Origin of the sequence: Bradyrhizobium sp. 41S5 (genome assembly GCF_011516665.3) — a bacterium.
Taxonomy (GTDB): Bacteria; Pseudomonadota; Alphaproteobacteria; order Rhizobiales; family Xanthobacteraceae; genus Bradyrhizobium; species Bradyrhizobium quebecense.
The window spans coordinates 5418642-5435714 of the sequence record NZ_CP083721.1 but is presented as its reverse complement, the minus strand read 5'-3'; the positions used below and the strand labels follow the sequence as shown (position 1 = coordinate 5435714).

Annotated in this window: 15 protein-coding genes and 4 pseudogenes; 13 read left to right on the top strand and 6 right to left on the bottom strand. The window is 59.6% G+C overall.

The genetic code is table 11. The features are described 5' to 3' along the window. Positions 1–220: 220 nt before the first annotated feature. The 3 genes from galE to HAP47_RS26500 form a co-directional block, all read right to left on the bottom strand. Positions 221–1231 (bottom strand): UDP-glucose 4-epimerase GalE, encoded by a 1011-nt coding sequence (gene galE, locus HAP47_RS26505; protein WP_173642085.1) that lies wholly within the window; start codon positions 1229–1231, stop codon positions 221–223. Positions 1232–1312: 81 nt separating this feature from the next. Further along, a complete protein-coding gene (locus HAP47_RS41370; protein ID WP_256459127.1) occupies positions 1313–1444 on the bottom strand; it encodes a hypothetical protein in 132 nt (43 codons plus the stop codon). Between the two features lie 71 nt (positions 1445–1515). After that, positions 1516–2436 carry a LuxR C-terminal-related transcriptional regulator gene (locus HAP47_RS26500; RefSeq protein WP_173642086.1) on the bottom strand — a complete coding sequence of 307 codons (921 nt, stop codon included), beginning with the start codon at positions 2434–2436 and terminating at the stop codon, positions 1516–1518. Between the two features lie 461 nt (positions 2437–2897). On the opposite strand from HAP47_RS26500, the gene HAP47_RS26495 reads away from it, so the two are divergent. From HAP47_RS26495 to HAP47_RS26475, 5 genes are all read left to right on the top strand, one after another. Continuing rightward, positions 2898–3551 (top strand): LuxR C-terminal-related transcriptional regulator, encoded by a 654-nt coding sequence (locus HAP47_RS26495; protein ID WP_231168396.1) that lies wholly within the window; start codon positions 2898–2900, stop codon positions 3549–3551. A gap of 468 nt (positions 3552–4019) precedes the next feature. Beyond that, the gene (locus HAP47_RS26490) at positions 4020–4859 is read left to right on the top strand and encodes a 4'-phosphopantetheinyl transferase family protein (protein ID WP_173642087.1); all 840 of its coding nucleotides are present in this window, start codon (positions 4020–4022) and stop codon (positions 4857–4859) included. A 150-nt stretch (positions 4860–5009) separates the two neighbouring features. Further along, the gene (locus HAP47_RS26485; RefSeq protein WP_173642088.1) at positions 5010–6011 is read left to right on the top strand and encodes a thioesterase domain-containing protein; all 1002 of its coding nucleotides are present in this window, start codon (positions 5010–5012) and stop codon (positions 6009–6011) included. 41 nt (positions 6012–6052) lie between these two features. Then, positions 6053–8029 (top strand): non-ribosomal peptide synthetase, encoded by a 1977-nt coding sequence (locus HAP47_RS26480; RefSeq protein WP_231168394.1) that lies wholly within the window; start codon positions 6053–6055, stop codon positions 8027–8029. An 84-nt stretch (positions 8030–8113) separates the two neighbouring features. Continuing rightward, positions 8114–9286, top strand: a complete 1173-nt coding sequence (locus HAP47_RS26475; RefSeq protein ID WP_231168392.1) for an acyl-CoA dehydrogenase family protein — start codon at positions 8114–8116, stop codon at positions 9284–9286. Positions 9287–9365: 79 nt separating this feature from the next. On the opposite strand, the pseudogene HAP47_RS26470 reads toward HAP47_RS26475, so the two are convergent. Next, positions 9366–9461 (bottom strand): annotated as a pseudogene (locus tag HAP47_RS26470) (IS5/IS1182 family transposase); the annotation flags it as partial. A gap of 162 nt (positions 9462–9623) precedes the next feature. Next, positions 9624–10043, bottom strand: coding sequence for a hypothetical protein (locus HAP47_RS26465; protein WP_231168390.1), 420 nt, complete (start codon positions 10041–10043; stop codon positions 9624–9626). Between the two features lie 433 nt (positions 10044–10476). Between HAP47_RS26465 and HAP47_RS26460 the strand changes: the two are divergent. The 6 genes and pseudogenes from HAP47_RS26460 to HAP47_RS26435 all read left to right on the top strand — a co-directional run bounded on the left by HAP47_RS26460 (position 10477) and on the right by HAP47_RS26435 (position 13698). Continuing rightward, positions 10477–11109, top strand: a pseudogene (locus HAP47_RS26460) (formylglycine-generating enzyme family protein). Beyond that, complete coding sequence (locus tag HAP47_RS26455) at positions 11093–11359, top strand: hypothetical protein (RefSeq protein ID WP_173640768.1); 267 nt, start codon at positions 11093–11095, stop codon at positions 11357–11359. The pseudogene HAP47_RS26460 and the gene HAP47_RS26455 overlap by 17 nt, the downstream one beginning before the upstream one ends. Then, positions 11347–12666, top strand: a complete 1320-nt coding sequence (locus tag HAP47_RS26450) for a TAXI family TRAP transporter solute-binding subunit (RefSeq protein ID WP_173642091.1) — start codon at positions 11347–11349, stop codon at positions 12664–12666. The genes HAP47_RS26455 and HAP47_RS26450 overlap by 13 nt, the downstream gene beginning before the upstream one ends. Positions 12667–12715: 49 nt before the next feature. Beyond that, a pseudogene (locus HAP47_RS26445) lies at positions 12716–12940 on the top strand (transporter); the annotation flags it as partial. Further along, entirely contained in the window at positions 12937–13506 is a 570-nt protein-coding gene (locus tag HAP47_RS26440) for a bestrophin-like domain (RefSeq protein ID WP_173642092.1), read from the top strand. The pseudogene HAP47_RS26445 and the gene HAP47_RS26440, both read left to right, overlap by 4 nt. Before the next feature lie 15 nt (positions 13507–13521). After that, positions 13522–13698, top strand: a complete 177-nt coding sequence (locus HAP47_RS26435; RefSeq protein WP_173642093.1) for a hypothetical protein — start codon at positions 13522–13524, stop codon at positions 13696–13698. Positions 13699–13892: 194 nt separating this feature from the next. Here the strand turns inward: HAP47_RS26435 and HAP47_RS26430 are convergent, their stop codons facing one another. Continuing rightward, the gene (locus HAP47_RS26430) at positions 13893–14126 is read right to left on the bottom strand and encodes a hypothetical protein (RefSeq protein WP_173642094.1); all 234 of its coding nucleotides are present in this window, start codon (positions 14124–14126) and stop codon (positions 13893–13895) included. Positions 14127–14590: 464 nt separating this feature from the next. Between HAP47_RS26430 and HAP47_RS26425 the strand changes: the two are divergent. Together HAP47_RS26425 and HAP47_RS26420 are read left to right on the top strand one after the other, a co-directional pair. Continuing rightward, positions 14591–15247 (top strand): annotated as a pseudogene (locus HAP47_RS26425) (SDR family NAD(P)-dependent oxidoreductase); the annotation flags it as partial. A gap of 1264 nt (positions 15248–16511) precedes the next feature. Beyond that, positions 16512–17072, top strand: a complete 561-nt coding sequence (locus HAP47_RS26420) for a hypothetical protein (protein WP_173642096.1) — start codon at positions 16512–16514, stop codon at positions 17070–17072. Position 17073 lies beyond the last annotated feature (1 nt).

Genomic DNA, 17073 nt, shown 5'->3' with positions numbered 1-17073 from the left:
GCTCAACCTGAGAGCGGCATAGCCGCGTCTACGGCGGTCACTGGCTCATACAGCGAGCCATTGCCGTCGAGCGCCAGTGACCACACCGCGGTGGTCGGCGTCGAGGGACAGGACGGACGATGACGGCCATGGCAGGTTGATCGGCGGTCTCTGAAGCACCCGACGACCTCGCGGAATCCGGCGTGGTGATGACCATTCGGGTCCGAGAGGCTCCCGCCATCTAGCTGCCGCGATAGCCATTCGGGTTCTGCATCTGCCAGCGCCAATGATCTGTACACATCTGTGTCAGTGATCGTCTTGAGGTCCAGCCCAGCAGATCTTTAGCGAGCGTCGGATCCGCGTAACAGATGGCGACATCACCGCCCCTGCGTTGGTCAATCACATACGGAACTGGCCGGCCACTCACGCTCTCGAACGTCTTGATCACCTCCAGGACGCTGCTGCCGCTTCCCGTTCCGAGATTGACGGTCAGAATGCCGGGGTGTCTCAGCTCGCTCAAGGCGCTCAGATGTCCGGATGCAAGATCGACGACATGAATGAAGTCGCGGATGCCGGTGCCATCCGGAGTATCGTAGTCATCTCCCCAAACCTGCAGCTTCTCACGTCGCCCGATGGCTACTTGCGCCACAAGTGGCAACAAATTGTTTGGCACGCCGAGAGGGTCTTCTCCGATAAGCCCGCTTTCGTGTGCGCCAACGGGATTGAAGTACCGCAGGATGGCGATCCGCCAATCGCTGTCGGACCCATGGAGATCCTTTAGAATCTCTTCGACAAAATACTTTGTGCGGCCGTACGGATTTATTGGGCCTACGGGATGCCTCTCGTCTAGCGGCAGGTATGCGGGCGTGCCGTAAACCGTTGCGGACGAACTAAAGACCAGCGTTTTCACGTCGGCACGCGCCATCGCCGACACGAGCCGCATCGTCCCCACGACGTTGTTTTGGTAATACGTCATGGGCTGCGTGCTGGACTCGCCGACCGCCTTGAGCCCGGCGAGGTGAATTACCGCGGTCACGCCGTGAGTGCGAAGGATCTCGTAAACCGCCTCCTCATCGCAGATATCGATCTGCCGGAATACGAGCGATCGCCCGCAGATGGCCTGTACCCGTTCGAGCGATGCGCGATTGCTGTTGCAGAGATTGTCGATCGCAACGACATCTAGCCCGGAGTCGAGCAGGGCGACCGCGATATGTGACCCGATATAGCCGGCGCCTCCGGTCAACAGGATCATTCTGATTCCATTTCCATTCCGCGTCTGCCCGCGAAATCTGGGATCGCGACTACGACTCCAGCCCGCGGTGATAGACCGAAATCAAGACGACACGCGCTCGATCACCAGATATTTGTAGTTGTCCTGCCAACGCCCGCGTCGAGCGTTTGCGCTGACACCAAAGCGGCCGGCACCAATGGTGCCGATCGCCACATCGATGGGTGCCGCATCCATCGATGTGGCGCGGACTCCAGCTCGAGCTATCCGGCCGAGAGCTTCCCGGTGGGTGGCCGAACCAATTTCGGCTATTTCCGCAGTCGGATCGCCCCGTCGGCTTTCGAACCGATATCCTTGCGGGGGTGGCCGTTTGTAAGTGGCACTTCGAAGTAGTTCACCGCATGGTCAATTGAACCGAGCGGCGCGGGCCGCCCTGTCCTCGCGATTTTGGGAAGTTCTCTTTTGGGTGGGAGGAGACGCTCGGTTGCGTCAGCGGCCGGGTACGTCGTCGCGCTTGATGGCCGAGCTGCCGGTCGATGGTTCAGCCCCCAGATCGCCGCCTGTGTTCTGTTCTGAACACGGATTTTGCGAAGGATCGCCTTGATGTGAACCTTCACCGTGGCTTCCGCGATATCGATCTTGCGTGCGATGCACTTGTTGGAATCGCCTTCGATCAGACACTGGAGAATAGAGATTTCTCGCGGCGAAAGCTGCTGTGCGAGCCTGCTATCCCCGTTCGCCATGGCATGACCATCATCGAGGCGTGGAGGGACACCGTCCGCGTCACGCTTTTCCATATCAAGAGCGGAGGTCAAGAAGTCGGTCGGAAATACCGTTCCGCCCATCATGACGAGCTCGATGGACTTGATGAACGTATCGCAGTTCATCACGTCGATGAAATAGCCGGTGGCGCCGGCTCGGATCGCAGCAGTCAACTCGCTCTGTCGGTAGTGGTCTGCAACGACAGCAATGCGTCCATCCGCGTGACGGCGCTTGAAACACTCGATCTGCTCGAGTGTAGGACCGAAATCGTCGCCGCTATGAACGATCAGGAAGAGTGCCGGACAAACTGAAGCACCTTCCACATTGGCTTTGCCAGGCAAACCGTCGGCATCGGAAATTGAAGCAAAGACTTGGAAATTTTCGGAATTTAGAATTCTGGCGAGACCTTCTTTGCGAAGACTGTTTTCACCACCAAGCACAATAGAAAAAGAATATTGTCGTCTCATGGAACTCTCCTGGACGCTACAAAATATGAAACAGGCTCATCGGTTTAACCCGACTCGTTTCTTGGGTGGCTTGCCAAGCCAAAACACTGACGCATTGAAAACTGCTTCTTCAAATTCCGGTCGCTTGGACAGAAACTTGGGGCGAAAAAAGCCCTGAGCATGCGTCAAAAGATTTACTAATATTAGATGCTAATCCCCAATATCCCTATATACCGTTGGTTATAGACGTTGTCTGGGATGTCGCCCGTAATATTCAGGCCGGTGTTCTATGGGCGTGATTTCCGGGACTTGCGGAGCAACGCTCGCTCTGGGCTATCTCAGTCCTCTGATGCTATTTAAGATTGTAAATCGCGGAACTCTGGCCGCGATGACAAAATTTCACTCGAATGCCCCAAATTGAAGTAGCTTGGAGCGATATTGGGGTGCCGATTTGAACTGGGGGGACTGAGGATTGGCCGGAAATGCATTTCAGTCGTGTGGTCATTGCTAGTAGATATCCCGTTGTTTTATTGGGTCTGAACTGTCTGCTGGAAGCAGAACGTGACTTCAGGGTTGCTGCTCGATGCAACGATAGTGCGAGTTGCTTAAAAGCAATCCGGGCTCTCGTGCCCGATATCGCCATTTTGGACATATCGATGCCTGACATTTTTGGGCAGGCATTGCTCGATATCGCAACTTCCCGGAGTCCCACGGTTCGGCTCGTGTTCCTTGCAAACTCCGTTGAGGATCGCGACCTTACCATGTTGGCAGAAGTGGGCGCCTTTGGCGTCATCCTGAATGACGAGGAGCCCGAAACTCTTCTGCAGACATTGCGGCAAGTCGCGGACGGCCACAGGATGCTGCCTGCGCCTTCGAGCGAGGTCGCTATCTCTTCTGGGCAGTCCGCGATTTTGGAGAAGCATCTTGCCGTACTGACGGACCGGGAGCGTCAGATCATGCGTCTGGTATCGGAGGGATTGTCAAACAAGGAGATTGGCCGTCGTTTGAAAGTAACTGACGGCACCATCAAGGTTCATCTCCACCACATCTTTCGCAAGCTCGAGATCGGCAACAGGACGGCTCTTGCTACGCTCGCGGTCTCATACGCAGGGCAAAACGGCTTGCCTTCCGATTAGCACGCAAGCCTTTGACTTAGGACGATATCGGCCGACCTGGCGCGCGGGTACGCAGGGTGTCGGATGAGCGGTGATGGGAAGCACCGTTTCGCCCATTGGTTCGCGCTTGACTGTCGATGGCGCCATTCCACGTCCGTCGCATCATATCGGCTCCCTCGCGGGCACGCTTTGTCCCAGGGCATGCCCCAAATGGGGCATTTCGGGATCGATTGAGTCGTTCCACAGTGACTAGCCAAGACAGGCGCGATCTCCGTCAGCGCGACAATTAGGCAGGAAGCCAAAGCGCGCACGCACGTCAGGGGCCTATGCCTTTCGATGTAGCCCATCCATACTTCTAAATATCCATCAGGGCTCCTTGTGTTCGCGCTTACGTGATTGTTCAATCGAAGAAATCCGCGTGAATGGGAGCTGCCGCTCCAGAAAGAATGCTCCGGTGCGCACGAGCGCTCCTGCGATCGGAATCCACGTATGACGCTTGACCGGCCTGAGCTCGACCTTACCCGACTTTCCGGCGCGGGCGGGGCCGATGGTCTTGGCGCGTTGGCTTTGAGCCAGAATTTTCGTGTTGCCTTGGCCCGCTCGGAGCCCCGATTGTTGCAGCCCGCCGAACCCAACGTCAGTCGGACTTTTATCGAGCCGCCAGCGTCCTTTTCGAGCCTCCTTGATAAGGGAGTTGAGCTGAGGGCCGGGATCATAGCGCCGGTTCTCAAGGGTGATTGCTTGGAGGTTCTCGCATGCATGCTCGATGTGAGGGAGGATGTCGTTCGCGGGATGGGCGTCTTCCTCAACGAGGTGGAACGCAGGCGCGCTGATGGGTTGAAGTCGGAGCGGGATCGCCGCCGCTTTATTGTTTCCCGTGGACAGCTGCGCCAGATCCTCGCTTCCAGACTCGGAGTCTCGCCGTCCGATGTCGAGCTGGAATACGGGCAGCTTGGTAAACCCCAGCTCTCACACCGCATGCCTTCTCGCGATTTGCACTTCAGCGTCTCTCGATCCGCAAGTGTGGCAGTCGTTGCCCTCTCGACCGGGCGAGAGGTCGGAGTGGACATCGAGGCGGTTCTCCCCGTGCCCGAAGCGGACGAGATCGCCGCGCTGTGCTTTTCCGCCTCCGACTACAAGTCTTATGCTGCCCTCGGTCCGGACGACCAGCTGGAAGGCTTCTTTCGGCGTTGGACCCGGCTGGAGGCTATTTCCAAGGGGCTGGGATGCGGCTTGGGATACCCTAGCACTTCGGATGAAAAGGATTGGGTTGTCCGAAGTTTCGTACCTAAAACGGGGTATCTCGGGAGCGTGGTTGTTCGGAAATGAATGGTCGTCCGGACTGGAGCTTCCGCGATGTAATCATTCACTGAGTATAGCGGGGAGCCCAGCCCACCTGTTGGAAGGCACGCAAGTTCATTCCAAGCCGCGCTTGTTCTAGATACCTCGCGGTCGCAGTCGAGAACACGGGAATAGCCTATGCAAGCGCAGGTGACGCAGTTTTCGGAACTGCTCGCAGACCTCGCGGTCAAGGACATCAAGGTCTGGGTCGAGGGCGATCGGCTCCGGTGCAGCGCACCGGCTGGAGCGATGACGGCGGAGCTTCGCGATCAATTGCAGGGGCGAAAGGGCGAGATCATCGCCTTTCTGAACATGGCCACCGCCGCGGCCACACAGCAGCCTGCAATCATTCCACTGCAGTCGCGCGGAACGCGCACGCCCATTTACGCTGTACCGGGGCATGTCGGAGCACCGTTCTCATTCTCGGACCTGTCGAAGCACCTGGGTGGCGATCAACCGTTCTACGCGCTTCAACCGCCTGGCTTCGATGGACAGAGCGAGCCGATGGACCGCGTCGAGGATATCGCCGAGTACTTCGCTCGCCAGATCGTTCAGTTTCAGCCGGTTGGTCCGTACATCATCGCTGGATACTGCTCCGGAGGTCCGACAGCCTTCGAATTGGCCAAAATCCTCACAAAACGCGGAGCGGAAGTTCCGTGCGTCGCTCTCTTTGGTCCTCTTCACCCCGCCACCCATCGGGAATTGCTGCGTCTGCTGTACTTCACGGCCTGGGGGACGATCCGATCGGTCCGGAGATCGATGGCGAAGTTGCCGACATTGGGCGCTCGTCTCCGATATTTCGGCAGTCGCCTGCGCGAGCGCGCCTTCATGCCCCTCGTTCGCAAGGAGCCTGTCACGGCCGATCCGGTGCTAGCCAGCAGAGCTCTGCTCAAATCCACGGCGATGGCGGCATTTCGGCGGTACACTCCGACTCCGTACTCAGGCCGCGTGTGCATATTCCTTCCGAACAAGGCCTGGCTGCGATCGGGCGCAGCACCTCATCGATGGCGGCTCGTGGCGCCCGATGCCGAATTCTATTTCGGCCCCGACGACTGCGACGAAGTCTCCATGCTGGAAGAGCCTGACGCACCTGCCGTCGCAGCGCTTTATCGCCAGGCAACCCAGAAGCTCGGAGATTGACGTGATCCGATTGCTAAACTTGCCGGATGGGAGCGCATTTCATGAATGAGGTCCTACCTATCGTGGCGGAGAGCGTGGCGCTTCCTCCGCTGCAAGATGCCGATCATCGGGCGCTCGTCGTCGATTACAACGCCACGTCGGCGCGTTACCCATCGGACAGGACAATCATCGATCTCTTTCATGATCAAGTGACGCTGAGTCCTGATGCTGAAGCGATCCGCTTTGGCGATGCAATGCTGACATACCGGCAGCTCGACGAACGCTCCAACCAGATGGCCGCGCATCTGGGCTCACAGGGCGTAGGGCCGGGTCGGATCATCGTTGTCTTCATGGAGCACTCCATCGAAGTCGTTGTCGCGATCCTGGGCGTCCTCAAAGCCGGCGCAACCTACGTCCCGCTTGATGCGGCGACGCCGAAAGGGCGCATTGCTACGATCCTGAAGGACATTTCCAACGGGACTGCTGGGCAAACGCCGGTGGCGATCACGCAGGCGCGTCTGCAATCCGCCATCCCCCCGGAGCTTGCCGACATTTTCGTGCTCGATGCCGATTTCGGCTCGATTCTGAGTCAGCCAGCCTCGGCCTGGCCGTCCGCCGCCAAATCGAATGGCGTCGCCTACATCATCTTCACTTCAGGCTCGACTGGCACTCCCAAGGGCGTCGAGATCGAGCACCGCAGCCTGGTGAACTACATATGGTGGGCCGCGCGGATGTACAGTTCCGGCCAGCCTCTCGCATGGCCACTTTTCTCATCTCTTGCCTTCGACCTGACCGTCACAACGCTCTTCGCGCCACTCATCACGGGCGGCCGGATCGTGGTCTATCTTGGCGATCCGGGGGTGAAGAACATGGTCGTGCTCAAGGTGGTCGACGACAATGCCGTCGATATCATCAAGCTGACGCCGGCGCATCTTGCGATGATCCGCGACCGCAATCTTGAGGCCACGAGATTGCGCAAGTTCATTGTAGGCGGGGAGGACTTCAAGACCGAGTTGGCTCGCGACATCACGAAAGCCATCCCTCATCCTGTCGAGATCTACAACGAGTACGGACCAACCGAAGCCACAGTAGGCTGCATGATTCATCGGTTTGACGTGGACCAGGATCGCTCTGCATCGGTGCCGATTGGCGTTCCGGCCGCCAATGCGGGAATTTACGTCCTCAGCAAGGAATATCAGCCGACCGGCCCCAACGTCATCGGCGAGATGTTCATCGCAGGCGATGGTCTTGCGAGAGGTTATTTCAATCGCCCCGACCTGACCGAGGAGCGGTTCCGCACGGCTACGGATCCCCGAGATGGCTTTTCGAGGCTGCGGCTGTACAAGACCGGCGATCTTGCCCGCTGGAACTCGGAAGGGCGCCTGGAATTTCTCGGCCGCGCGGACCATCAGGTGAAGGTAGGTGGCACGCGTATCGAGCTGGGTGAGATCGAAGCGCGACTTCTCAAGCAGCCCCACGTTCAGGAATGCGCGGTCGTTGCCATTCCCACTCCAGTGGGAAATGCTGAGGAAGGCGCAATCACGCGACTTGTAGCCTACTATGTCTCCTCGAAACCTCTGACCGTGGCGGAGCTACGCGCCCACCTTGCCGAAGAACTCCTGGAGTCCATGATTCCGGCGCACTATGTCTGCCTCGATCGGATGCCGCTCACGTCCAACGGCAAGATCGACCGCTCCTCGCTTCCCGAGCCGACGGCGGACAGCATTCAGCCGGCGCACGAGTTCGCTGCCCCGTCAACAGAGACCGAGAAGACTTTGGCTGCCCTGTGGTGCAATCTCCTCAAGGTCAAGTCGATCGGACGGCACGACAACTTCTTCGACCTGGGCGGGGAGTCGCTCCTGGTCGTGAGAGCGGTGGCGCGCATGCGAAAGATCTTCGGCGTCGACGTGCAGCTCCGCAATCTGTTCGAGCGCCCCACCGTGGCCGAACTGGCGGAAGTGATCGACGGGATGCGCTGGGTGGTCGATTCCAGAGCTGCTTCACTCTCGGGCGGACCGCGAGAGGAAATCGAACTCTAGTCCACCGGAAGGGCCGTAAATGGTCTCAAGGGCGCCGATACGGTCTGGACCTCGAGCGTTGGACTCATAGCAGAGCGGATAACGATGATGGACAAAGCTTGGGTACCGGTACAAGGACCGGAGCTGCCTTGGGCGGCGGCGGAATATGAGCTCTTACGGGACCAGGTCCGCCGCTTTGTCGAGGAGGAAATCAAGCCCTGTGCGGATCGCTGGGAAGAGGAGGGCGGCGTTCCGCGTCCGGTCCTGCTTCGCATGGGCGAACTTGGCTTCTTCGGCATCCGCTATCCGGCCGAGTACGGTGGTGCCGAGATGGACGCGGTCGCGTCGACGGTATTCGCAGAGGAGCTTGGGCGCTCGACTTATGGCGGCGCCGCGGATGCAATGCTGGTTCATGCCGAGATGGCTTCCAGTTATGTCTTTCACGACGGGACCAAATCCCAACGGGCGCGCTGGATGCCGCGCATTGTGAGCGGCGAGGTGATCACCGCGATCGCCATCACCGAGCCAGATGCGGGCTCGGACGTGAAGGCCATCCGCACGCGTGCGCGCCGAGACGGCGATTCCTACGTGCTCGATGGTACGAAACTGTACATCACTAACGGCGTCTGCGCGGACCTCTACTGTGTTGCGGCCAAGACTGATCTCGCGGCAGGGAGCAACGGGATCACGATGTTCCTGGTCGAGAAGGGCACACCAGGCTTCAGCGTCGCCCGCGAGTTGGACAAGCTCGGCTGGCGCTCCTCCGATACGGCCGAGCTCGTCTTCGACGGTTGCCGCATTCCTGCCGAGAACGTGCTCGGCGCGGAGGGACAAGGCTTCTACTCCATCATGCGCAACTTGCAGAACGAGCGCCTGGTCCTCGCCGCGATGGCGATAGGAACGGCCGAGGCAGCGATCGATATGACCCTCACATACGTGAAAACTCGCCGCGCATTCGGAGGCGTCCTTTGGGACATGCAGGCGATCCGTCAGCGTCTTGCGATGCATTCTGCGAAGGTTGAGGCAAGCCGCGCGTTTCTCTATGCCACCGCTTGGCGCATGGCGGCGGACGATGACTGCATGCGCGAGATCTCGATGTTGAAAGCCATCTGCGGCGAACTCGTCAACGAGGTGGTGTATGCCTGCGTGCAGTTCCACGGCGCCATGGGCGTCATGCGGGAGAGCCCGATTGAGCGCGTATCGCGCGACGCCCGCGTCCTCTCCATTGCCGGCGGCGCGACGGAGGTGATGCTGGATGTGGTTGCGTCAATGTCGTGAGCCTGATGCGGAAGAGCGACATATCTGGACGTTCTTGATGCTGAAGCGATAAATCCTCGGCAACATTCGCACTGACCGCAATACGGCGGTCGTCAACCCGAGGGACGCCACGGGACTTGTTCGGCAGCATAGGCTTGATGGCGATCCATTTATGATCGGCGAATTCGTAGCGCATGATTCGAGCCCCCAGTTTGGAAGCTTGAATCACAGGGAGGCTGGCCAGAAGCAACGCTTACGCCACGCCCCGGTTGGACGTTTGCCGGGCAGAAGCGGACATCAGCCAGCGGACAATCTCCGCTGATACCGCCGAAAATGACCCAAGGCGGAAATCGAAGCTCTACATGGAACAACGGTAGAAACTCATTTCCATTCCCTCGAGATCCGGATCCTGGAAAACACGGGACAAGCTGTTGTCATCGAGGATTTTTATTCGGAGATGAATGCTCGACGCCATGATTTCCGAAGCGCACGCGGCATGAAGATCGATAGTGTCACCCGTCTCTTTCCGCGACTTGACCGCGCATCGGGCGGCCTTCGTTTTGATTTCGCTTCCGGCCGCGACAAAGCCGCCACCGAACTCTTCGGAGTACTGAGCAAAATTGATTTGATCACCTTTTTTGACGAAAACCTTGCCGCACTGGTCGGCGCTCGTCGCCCAAGCGCCGTTCAAATCGAAGGCCTGCGCGTGCGAAGGCAGGAGGAGCCCGCCGCAAGCCAGAAAGGCGCACAACGCAGTCGATCGGCTCAGGTTGAACATATGCAGCTCCTTCAATGGAGGCCATGGCCGCATCGGCCTCCGGCATGCCAAAGTGCCAGGCGGTCGAATGACGATATATACTTTCCAGGAGACTGATCTTGTCTCGATACGAGAGCCGGATGGTGACAACTACGACCGGCATTCGCCTGGCCCGATTGACGTACCGTCAGAGCATTATCGCATTGCGCAACCACGAAGATAATCGCGCTTGCCCCCCGTATCATATCGGGTGCAGTATTCCTAGCAGACAATCGTTCGAGCCGCTGATGTCTTTCGGACGATAATCTTAAATCGCTCAGAATCTATTCGACGCTCAATTGGCTGCCGGCTCTCTCGAGGGCGCCGGTATGGAATTTAATCGACAGCAAAACTTCGTGGTGCTCCGGCCAGGGAGAGAAAAATGCTGCGCGATCTGAACACGATCGAACGCCTCATGAGTCTCGCCGAAACGAGGTCTTTGTCGGTTGCTGACCTGCAGCGCGGCACCTTGCTGCTGATTCCCGGCGGCACGTTCCGCATGGGATCGGACGGGCATTATCCGGAAGATGCGCCGGTTCATCGCGTCTCTGTCGACGGCTTTTGGATCGATCGTACGCCGGTGACCAACCGGCAGTTTCGCGAGTTTGTCGAGGCGACCGGTTACGTCACCTTTGCCGAGATTGCACCTGATCCGAAAGATTATCCGGGAGCGCTGCCGCACATGCTCAAGGCGAGTTCACTCGTCTTCAGCCCGCCTGATCGACGCGTTTGCCCCGAACGGTTTTGGCCCTTTCGACATCATCGGCAATGTCTGGGATTGGACGGCCGACTGGTATTCAACCGGGCACCCCGGCGACGCACCGAAAGCGTGCTGCATTCCGGAAAACCCGCGCGACGGGCCGGAGGCTGGCAGCTACGACCCCTGCCACCCGCAAATCCCCGCAAAGTCATCAAGGGCGGCTCGCATTTGTGCGCGCCGAACTGCTGCCGCCACTATCGGCCGGCCGCGCGTCATGCACAGCCGGTCGACACGTCGACGATCTACGTCGGGTTCAGATGCATCGTCAGAGATGCCAGCGGATCGTGAGCATCGGACAGCCATTTCTGGAAGGGTAGGATACAACGATGATCAAGAGCAGATGTCTCGCAACAGCGATGATGGCGCTTCCGCTTGCGTTCGGCGCGACCGCAGCATCGCAGACGCCAGCAAGAAAAAGCCCAACACCGTCATGATCATGGCAGACGATGTCGGCATCTGGAATATCAGCGCCTTTCATCGCGGCATGATGGGCGGCAATCGCTCCGCGTCCTGGGGGGTACGGGCATGGTTTCGCTGAAATTGCCGCTGTGGCTTCGTTTTGTCCTGCTGCTTGGTGTCGCAGCTCTCGCATCCGGCGCAAGCCTGCTTGCCTACCGGTACTATACGCGTCCGGCAACGCTGAGCGTGGCGGTAGGCTCGATTGACGGCGAGGCTGCAAAGGCAATGTCAGCCATCGCCGGTCAGCTTGTTTCGACAAACGCGCCGGTGCGGTTGAAGGTCATCGACACCGGGACGGCGCTTGAAGCGGCCAACGCATTCTCAGCGGGCAAGGCGGATCTCGCGGTGGTTCGCGGCGATGTCGGCGATCTGTCTCAGGCCCAAGCCGTTGTGGTCGTCAGCCATGTGGCCCTGCTTATCGTCGCGCCGCCGGGGTCGAGCATCGACAGCATGGATAAGTTGAAGGGCCGCCGCGTTGGCGTCGTCGGCGGAGACGCCAACAAGAAAATTGTCGACGTACTGAGCACGCAATACGGGTTTGATCGTGAGAAAGTGTTCAAGGATATCGCTTTGCCGGATGTCCGGCGCGCCATTCAAGCCAAGGAAGTCAATGCGCTCCTTATTGTGATGCCTTTGGCAGGGAAATACCTTTCCCTGCTGCGCGGATTCTTTCCGCAAAGTCCGAAATCATCGCTCGTGCTGATCCCAATTGAGTCGGCCGCGGCAATCGCCGAAGCTCAACGGGCTTACGAAAGCTACGATGTGCCCAAAGGCACGTTGCGCGGAGCGCCGCCGATTCCCGAGGACGACCTGACGACGTTGAGGGCTTCCCTGTACCTGGTGGCGCATAAAAAGCTCAGCTCAGATCTGATTGCATCGCTCACGCAAACGATCATGAAGGTGCGTCGGGACCTCATGATCGAGGATCCGATCTTCGCGCAGATCACCGCGCCCAGCACTGACCAGGATGCCTACCTTCCGCTGCATCCTGGGGCGTCGGCTGTCTACAACAGCACCCAGCAGAGTTTCATGGATGAATACGGCAACTGGATTTATCTCACGCCAATGATTCTGGGAGGCGCGGCGACCGTGCTTGCCGCCGCCTGGAAATTTCTCGGGCTCGGCGGCCTGAAAAGTGAAGGCCCGCTGGACTCTCTTTATGCGCTGGGTCGCCGAATTCGCAAGGCAGCGACCGAAGCCGAACTGTCGGATATCGAAGAAGAAATCGACGGCATTCTCGGAACTCAACGAGCCAAAGCGGCTCGCGGCGACGAGAACGCGGTAGACGATGCGACCCTGAATGTCGCAGCTCACCGGCTTGAGAGCTTGATTCACGATCGACGAACGATGCTTGCGAATAAACCTTCCGTCGCCTCGGCGGCTTGAGCGAGGGGAATACCATGAAGCGCGTCAGGTCGAACAGGAAATCAGCGCCGATAGCGGCCAGGCACCGATACTCGGCGAGTTCGAGTCGCGCATTCTCGGTGTCGGGCCGCAGATCGGATTCATCTTTCCGGTCGAGGTCATGCAGGGATATCTGAACCTGAAGGGCTACAAGGAGTTCGCGGCGGAGAACCGGCCGGAGGGATGGAATGCCTGGATTACGTTCTCGATCTCGCCGGCCGCGGCTCCGCCACCAAGCGAAGAGAGCTCGATATGAAGGACCTATTGATTTCGCTCCTTGCGCTCGCCTTGATATCAGGCGGTGCTCTGGGTGGGATAGCTGTCCGGCCTCTTTTGTCAGAACATCATCTACACGCCGATACTAGAGACGTGGTGAAGCTGACTGCTGGCCTGATTGGCACACTGACAGCGCTCGTGCTCGGTCTGTTGATTGCTTCCGCGAAGAATACGTTCGATCAGAAGACCAATCAGGTCAGGCAAATGACCGCCAACATACTCATTCTGGACGATCTGCTCGCGCAATATGGTGGGGAAGCGGTATCGCTCCGCAAGCTTCTACGGCAGGGCATTCCGCCCCTGGCCGACCGCGTCTGGCATGAGCAGGTCAATCCGGTGGGCGAACCAGCCCGTTTTGTGTCCACCGCGGAGGGGTTGGCATTCGATAGCGAGCTGCAACGCCTGACGCCCCAAAACGACACGGAGCACTCCTTGCAATCGCGCGCCATTGAGGCGTTCACCGAAGTAGCTCGGATACGGCTGCAATTGTTTACGCAAGGAGGCAGTTCAATTCCAACGCCGTTCCTGATCATCATGGTGTTTTGACTTAGCGCGATCTTCGTGAGCATCACCCTGTTCGCGCGGGTCAATCTGGTCGTCGCGGTCTCTCTGCTCACCGGCGCGCTGTCGTTTGCCGGTGCAATCTTTCTGGTCCTGGAGTTGGATGACCCCTTCACTGGATTGATGGGGATTTCGAGCGCGACGCTGCGAAGCGCGCTCTTGCCGCTAGGCTCCTGAAAAGCGTCGCGCGCAGGGCGGCGGATCACATCTCCGACAACGTTATTGGAGCCCATCGTGGACATGCGGACAATGATGCTTCGTCGATGTCTGCGGTCTCCACGTTAAATTTGCGGTTCCGCGCTTTGGTTTGATCCAAGGCGGGGTTTGCTAGAGTCCGAAGCGGACATCGACGAAATTCTTGAGTGCGCGCCCTAAGTGTCGCCGAGCCACTGGGCGATTTCTCTGGATCCGACGACGCGTTTTGGCTGGTGCGGGTTGATCGTTCCGGCCGAAAGGCTCTTGATTCTCCGGTCCTGCGCCAGCGTCCTGGTGAACTGCTTTGCTTCCTGCTCGGATTTGAAGGTCGTAGTCCTTCGCGCATGCCTTTCGGGTGGAGCGTCGCGTTCATCGACGAAGGAGACGTACCAGACGTGATTTTGCGTCATGTGGCGACCTCCGAGATTGGGTCCAGGTGCGAAAACAAGGCCCTGCCAACCTAAGCGAGCCGTGCCGGGGTTCACGGACAGGGGAGGAAAATACGGCTTCCGTTCAAAGTGTCCCTAGGATCTTTCTAAGTAATTCTTCTGAGCAGGGGGGCAGGCCGTCCGGTGTAAGGCGACATGAGGCATGATTGACTTCGCCCTTCACGCTGATGGCTTTCTTTTCGTACTGCCGCGCGGATGGTCCGAGCGCTGCCTCGGTTCTGGCTGAAGGGCCCGGACTGTTGGCCCGCTAAGGCAATGAATTTTAGCGGAACCGCCGTGCGCGCCCACGTCCTCGCATAGCTGCGCTTGAGTCCAAGACGTACTTGGCCCGGTAGGTCTAACTGACAGCAACGAGAGATCTTCGGGTAGCAGTTTGTTGTCCGGCTCGACGACAACGCAGGCGGCATCGGGGGCGAGGCGAACACATGAGATTTGGCGGACGAACTGCCTTGGTAACGGGTGGTGGCACCGGAATAGGAGCGGCCGTCGCACGGCGGCTTGCGTCGGAGGGCGCCAACGTTACCGTCATGGGCCGGCGGCGGGAGCCGCTGCAAGCGTTGGCTGACGAGACCGGTTGTTTCGTCGTGCAGGCGGAGGCGGCCGACAGCGTCGCGGTGCGGGCGGCCTTGAAGGAGATCCACGGCAAGTTCGGCAGGGCGGACATCCTGATCGCCAATGCCGGCGGCCATGGCGTCGGTCCGACAATCTCGATGACCGATGAGACATGGTCGCTGGCGACCCGGCTCAATCTTGACGCCGCCTTTGTCTGCGCGCGCTAAAGTCTTCCCGATCTGATCGCGCAAAAAGGCGCCGTCGTGGTGTTCTGTTCGCGGGCCCCGATGCGGCCGGCTATGTGACGATGAAGCACGCCTGCATCGGCTTCGGCAAATCGCTGGCGCGCGACTAGGGCCGCAAGGGCGCGCGAACCAATATCGTGTCCCGGCTGGGTCGAGATAGCGATGGCCGACGAGCAGATGCAAGTCATCGTCGAGAAGCACGGGCTGCATTCGATCGAGGAGGCCTACCGGCTGGTCACCAAGGACGTGCCGCTCGGTCGGCCGGCAACCGCTTCCGGGGCAGCATGATTGGACTTCCTCCGGGCGACGCACCGCTTTGTGTGCGCTACGCGTGCACTGGCAGGCGCATTGCCTCATCGAAAATGTTACCGAACAATCCCGCTGATGACTGGGGCGGCGTTACCGAATCAGGTCGGTGGCGCCAATGGCGAGCGGGATCAGCATGGGCGCAAGGCGCGAGGTGTTGGCCGTGGTGGCGAGGCGCTACCGTGCGGCTGGACGAGTTGAGAAGGGACGGATCCTTGACGAGTTGACAGCGACGACGGGTTGGCACCGCAAGCACGCGGTGCGAGCACTGTCGGTTGCCGGAAGGGACAGGCCCAGACCACCACTGGACGAAGGGGCAACGAGCCCAACCGAACCAGCGACAAGTCGGCGACGCAAATACGCCAGCGTGCGCGACGCGCTGATCGCGCTGTGGGAAGCCTCCGATCGCGTCTGCGGTAAGCGCCTCGTATCGATGATCCCAGTGCTGTTGCCCGCACTCGAGCGGCATGGCCGGCCGAAGCCAACGAGCGCAGAGCGTGCGCTGCTGACAACTCTGAGCGCGGCGACGATCGATCGGATGTTGATCGACGTTAAAATTGCGGCTGCTGGGGGGCGCCGGCGGCGAGTCGGATTCTACTCGGCGTTTCGACGCGAGGTGCCGATCCGCACTTTCAATGACTGGGCAAACCCGCGCCAGGCTTTTGCGAGATCGACATGGTCGCGCACGGTGGGACCAGCGTCGCCTGCTCGTTTATCCAGACTTTGACCATGGTGGACATCGCAACAGGATGGACGGAATACCTGCCCCTGGTGACACGCGATGGCAGCCTCGTCGTGGAAGCGATGACGCGAGCACAGGGCCTGTTCCCGTGGGTGATCTGTGGCGCCGACTTCGATAACGACAGCGCGTTCATGAACGACGTCGTCGTTCCATGGTGCCGAGCACAGAAGATCGAGGTAACGCGGTCACGTGCCTACAAAAAGAACGATCAGGCTTTCGTGGAGCAGAAGAACGGTGCGGTGGTCCGGCGGCTCGTCGGATACGGGCGCTTCGACGGGGTCGAGACGGCCCGCGTAATGGCACGTCTCTACGCGGCGGCGCACCTGCTGGTGAACTTCTTCCAGCCGTCATTCAAGCTCAAAGAGAAGCGCCGCGAGGGTGCCAAGATAACGCTATCATCCGCCTGCCACACCATACGAACGTGCACTGGGGCACCCGAAACTCCCATCAGCGGTCAAGCGCCGTCTGCGCCACACGTATCGGACTCTCGATCCCATACAATTGCTTGCCACGATCCGCACGGCGCAGGAAGAGCTCGGCGAACGGATCGGCAAGCGCGGTCTTGCGAAGGTTCCCACCGTATCGCCGGCTGATCCGCTCTCGTTTGCCCGATCGCTCGGCACGGCGGCAAAAACCGCCGAAGTGCGGGCCACGCACCGCCGGCCGAAACGGCGATACAAAAAGCGTATTCGCATGCCCTCGAAGCTCGACCCGCATATTGCTGCGATCGAAGGTTGGCTCGCAGAGCAGCCGCAGCTGACGGCGCTCGCAATTGTCGGCCGGCTGAGCGAGAAATACCCCGAGGAGTTCGGGAAGAGACAGCATTCGATTGTGCAGCGTCTGCTGAGGGCGCTCAGACGGAGGGCTGCCGAACAGTTGGTCGCCCAGGGTCCGTTCGGCGACGCCACGACCGCTGCCCCATTGCCCGGGGTTGTGGACGGCTCGGGCTATTTAGGGCCCGACCCGCCCACAGCCCCTCTCGTCGAGCAAGCCGGGAAAGTCACCTGGCGCGGCCGATCAATCGACATCGGATCGTCATCGGCAATGGCGCCATCAGGGTAAC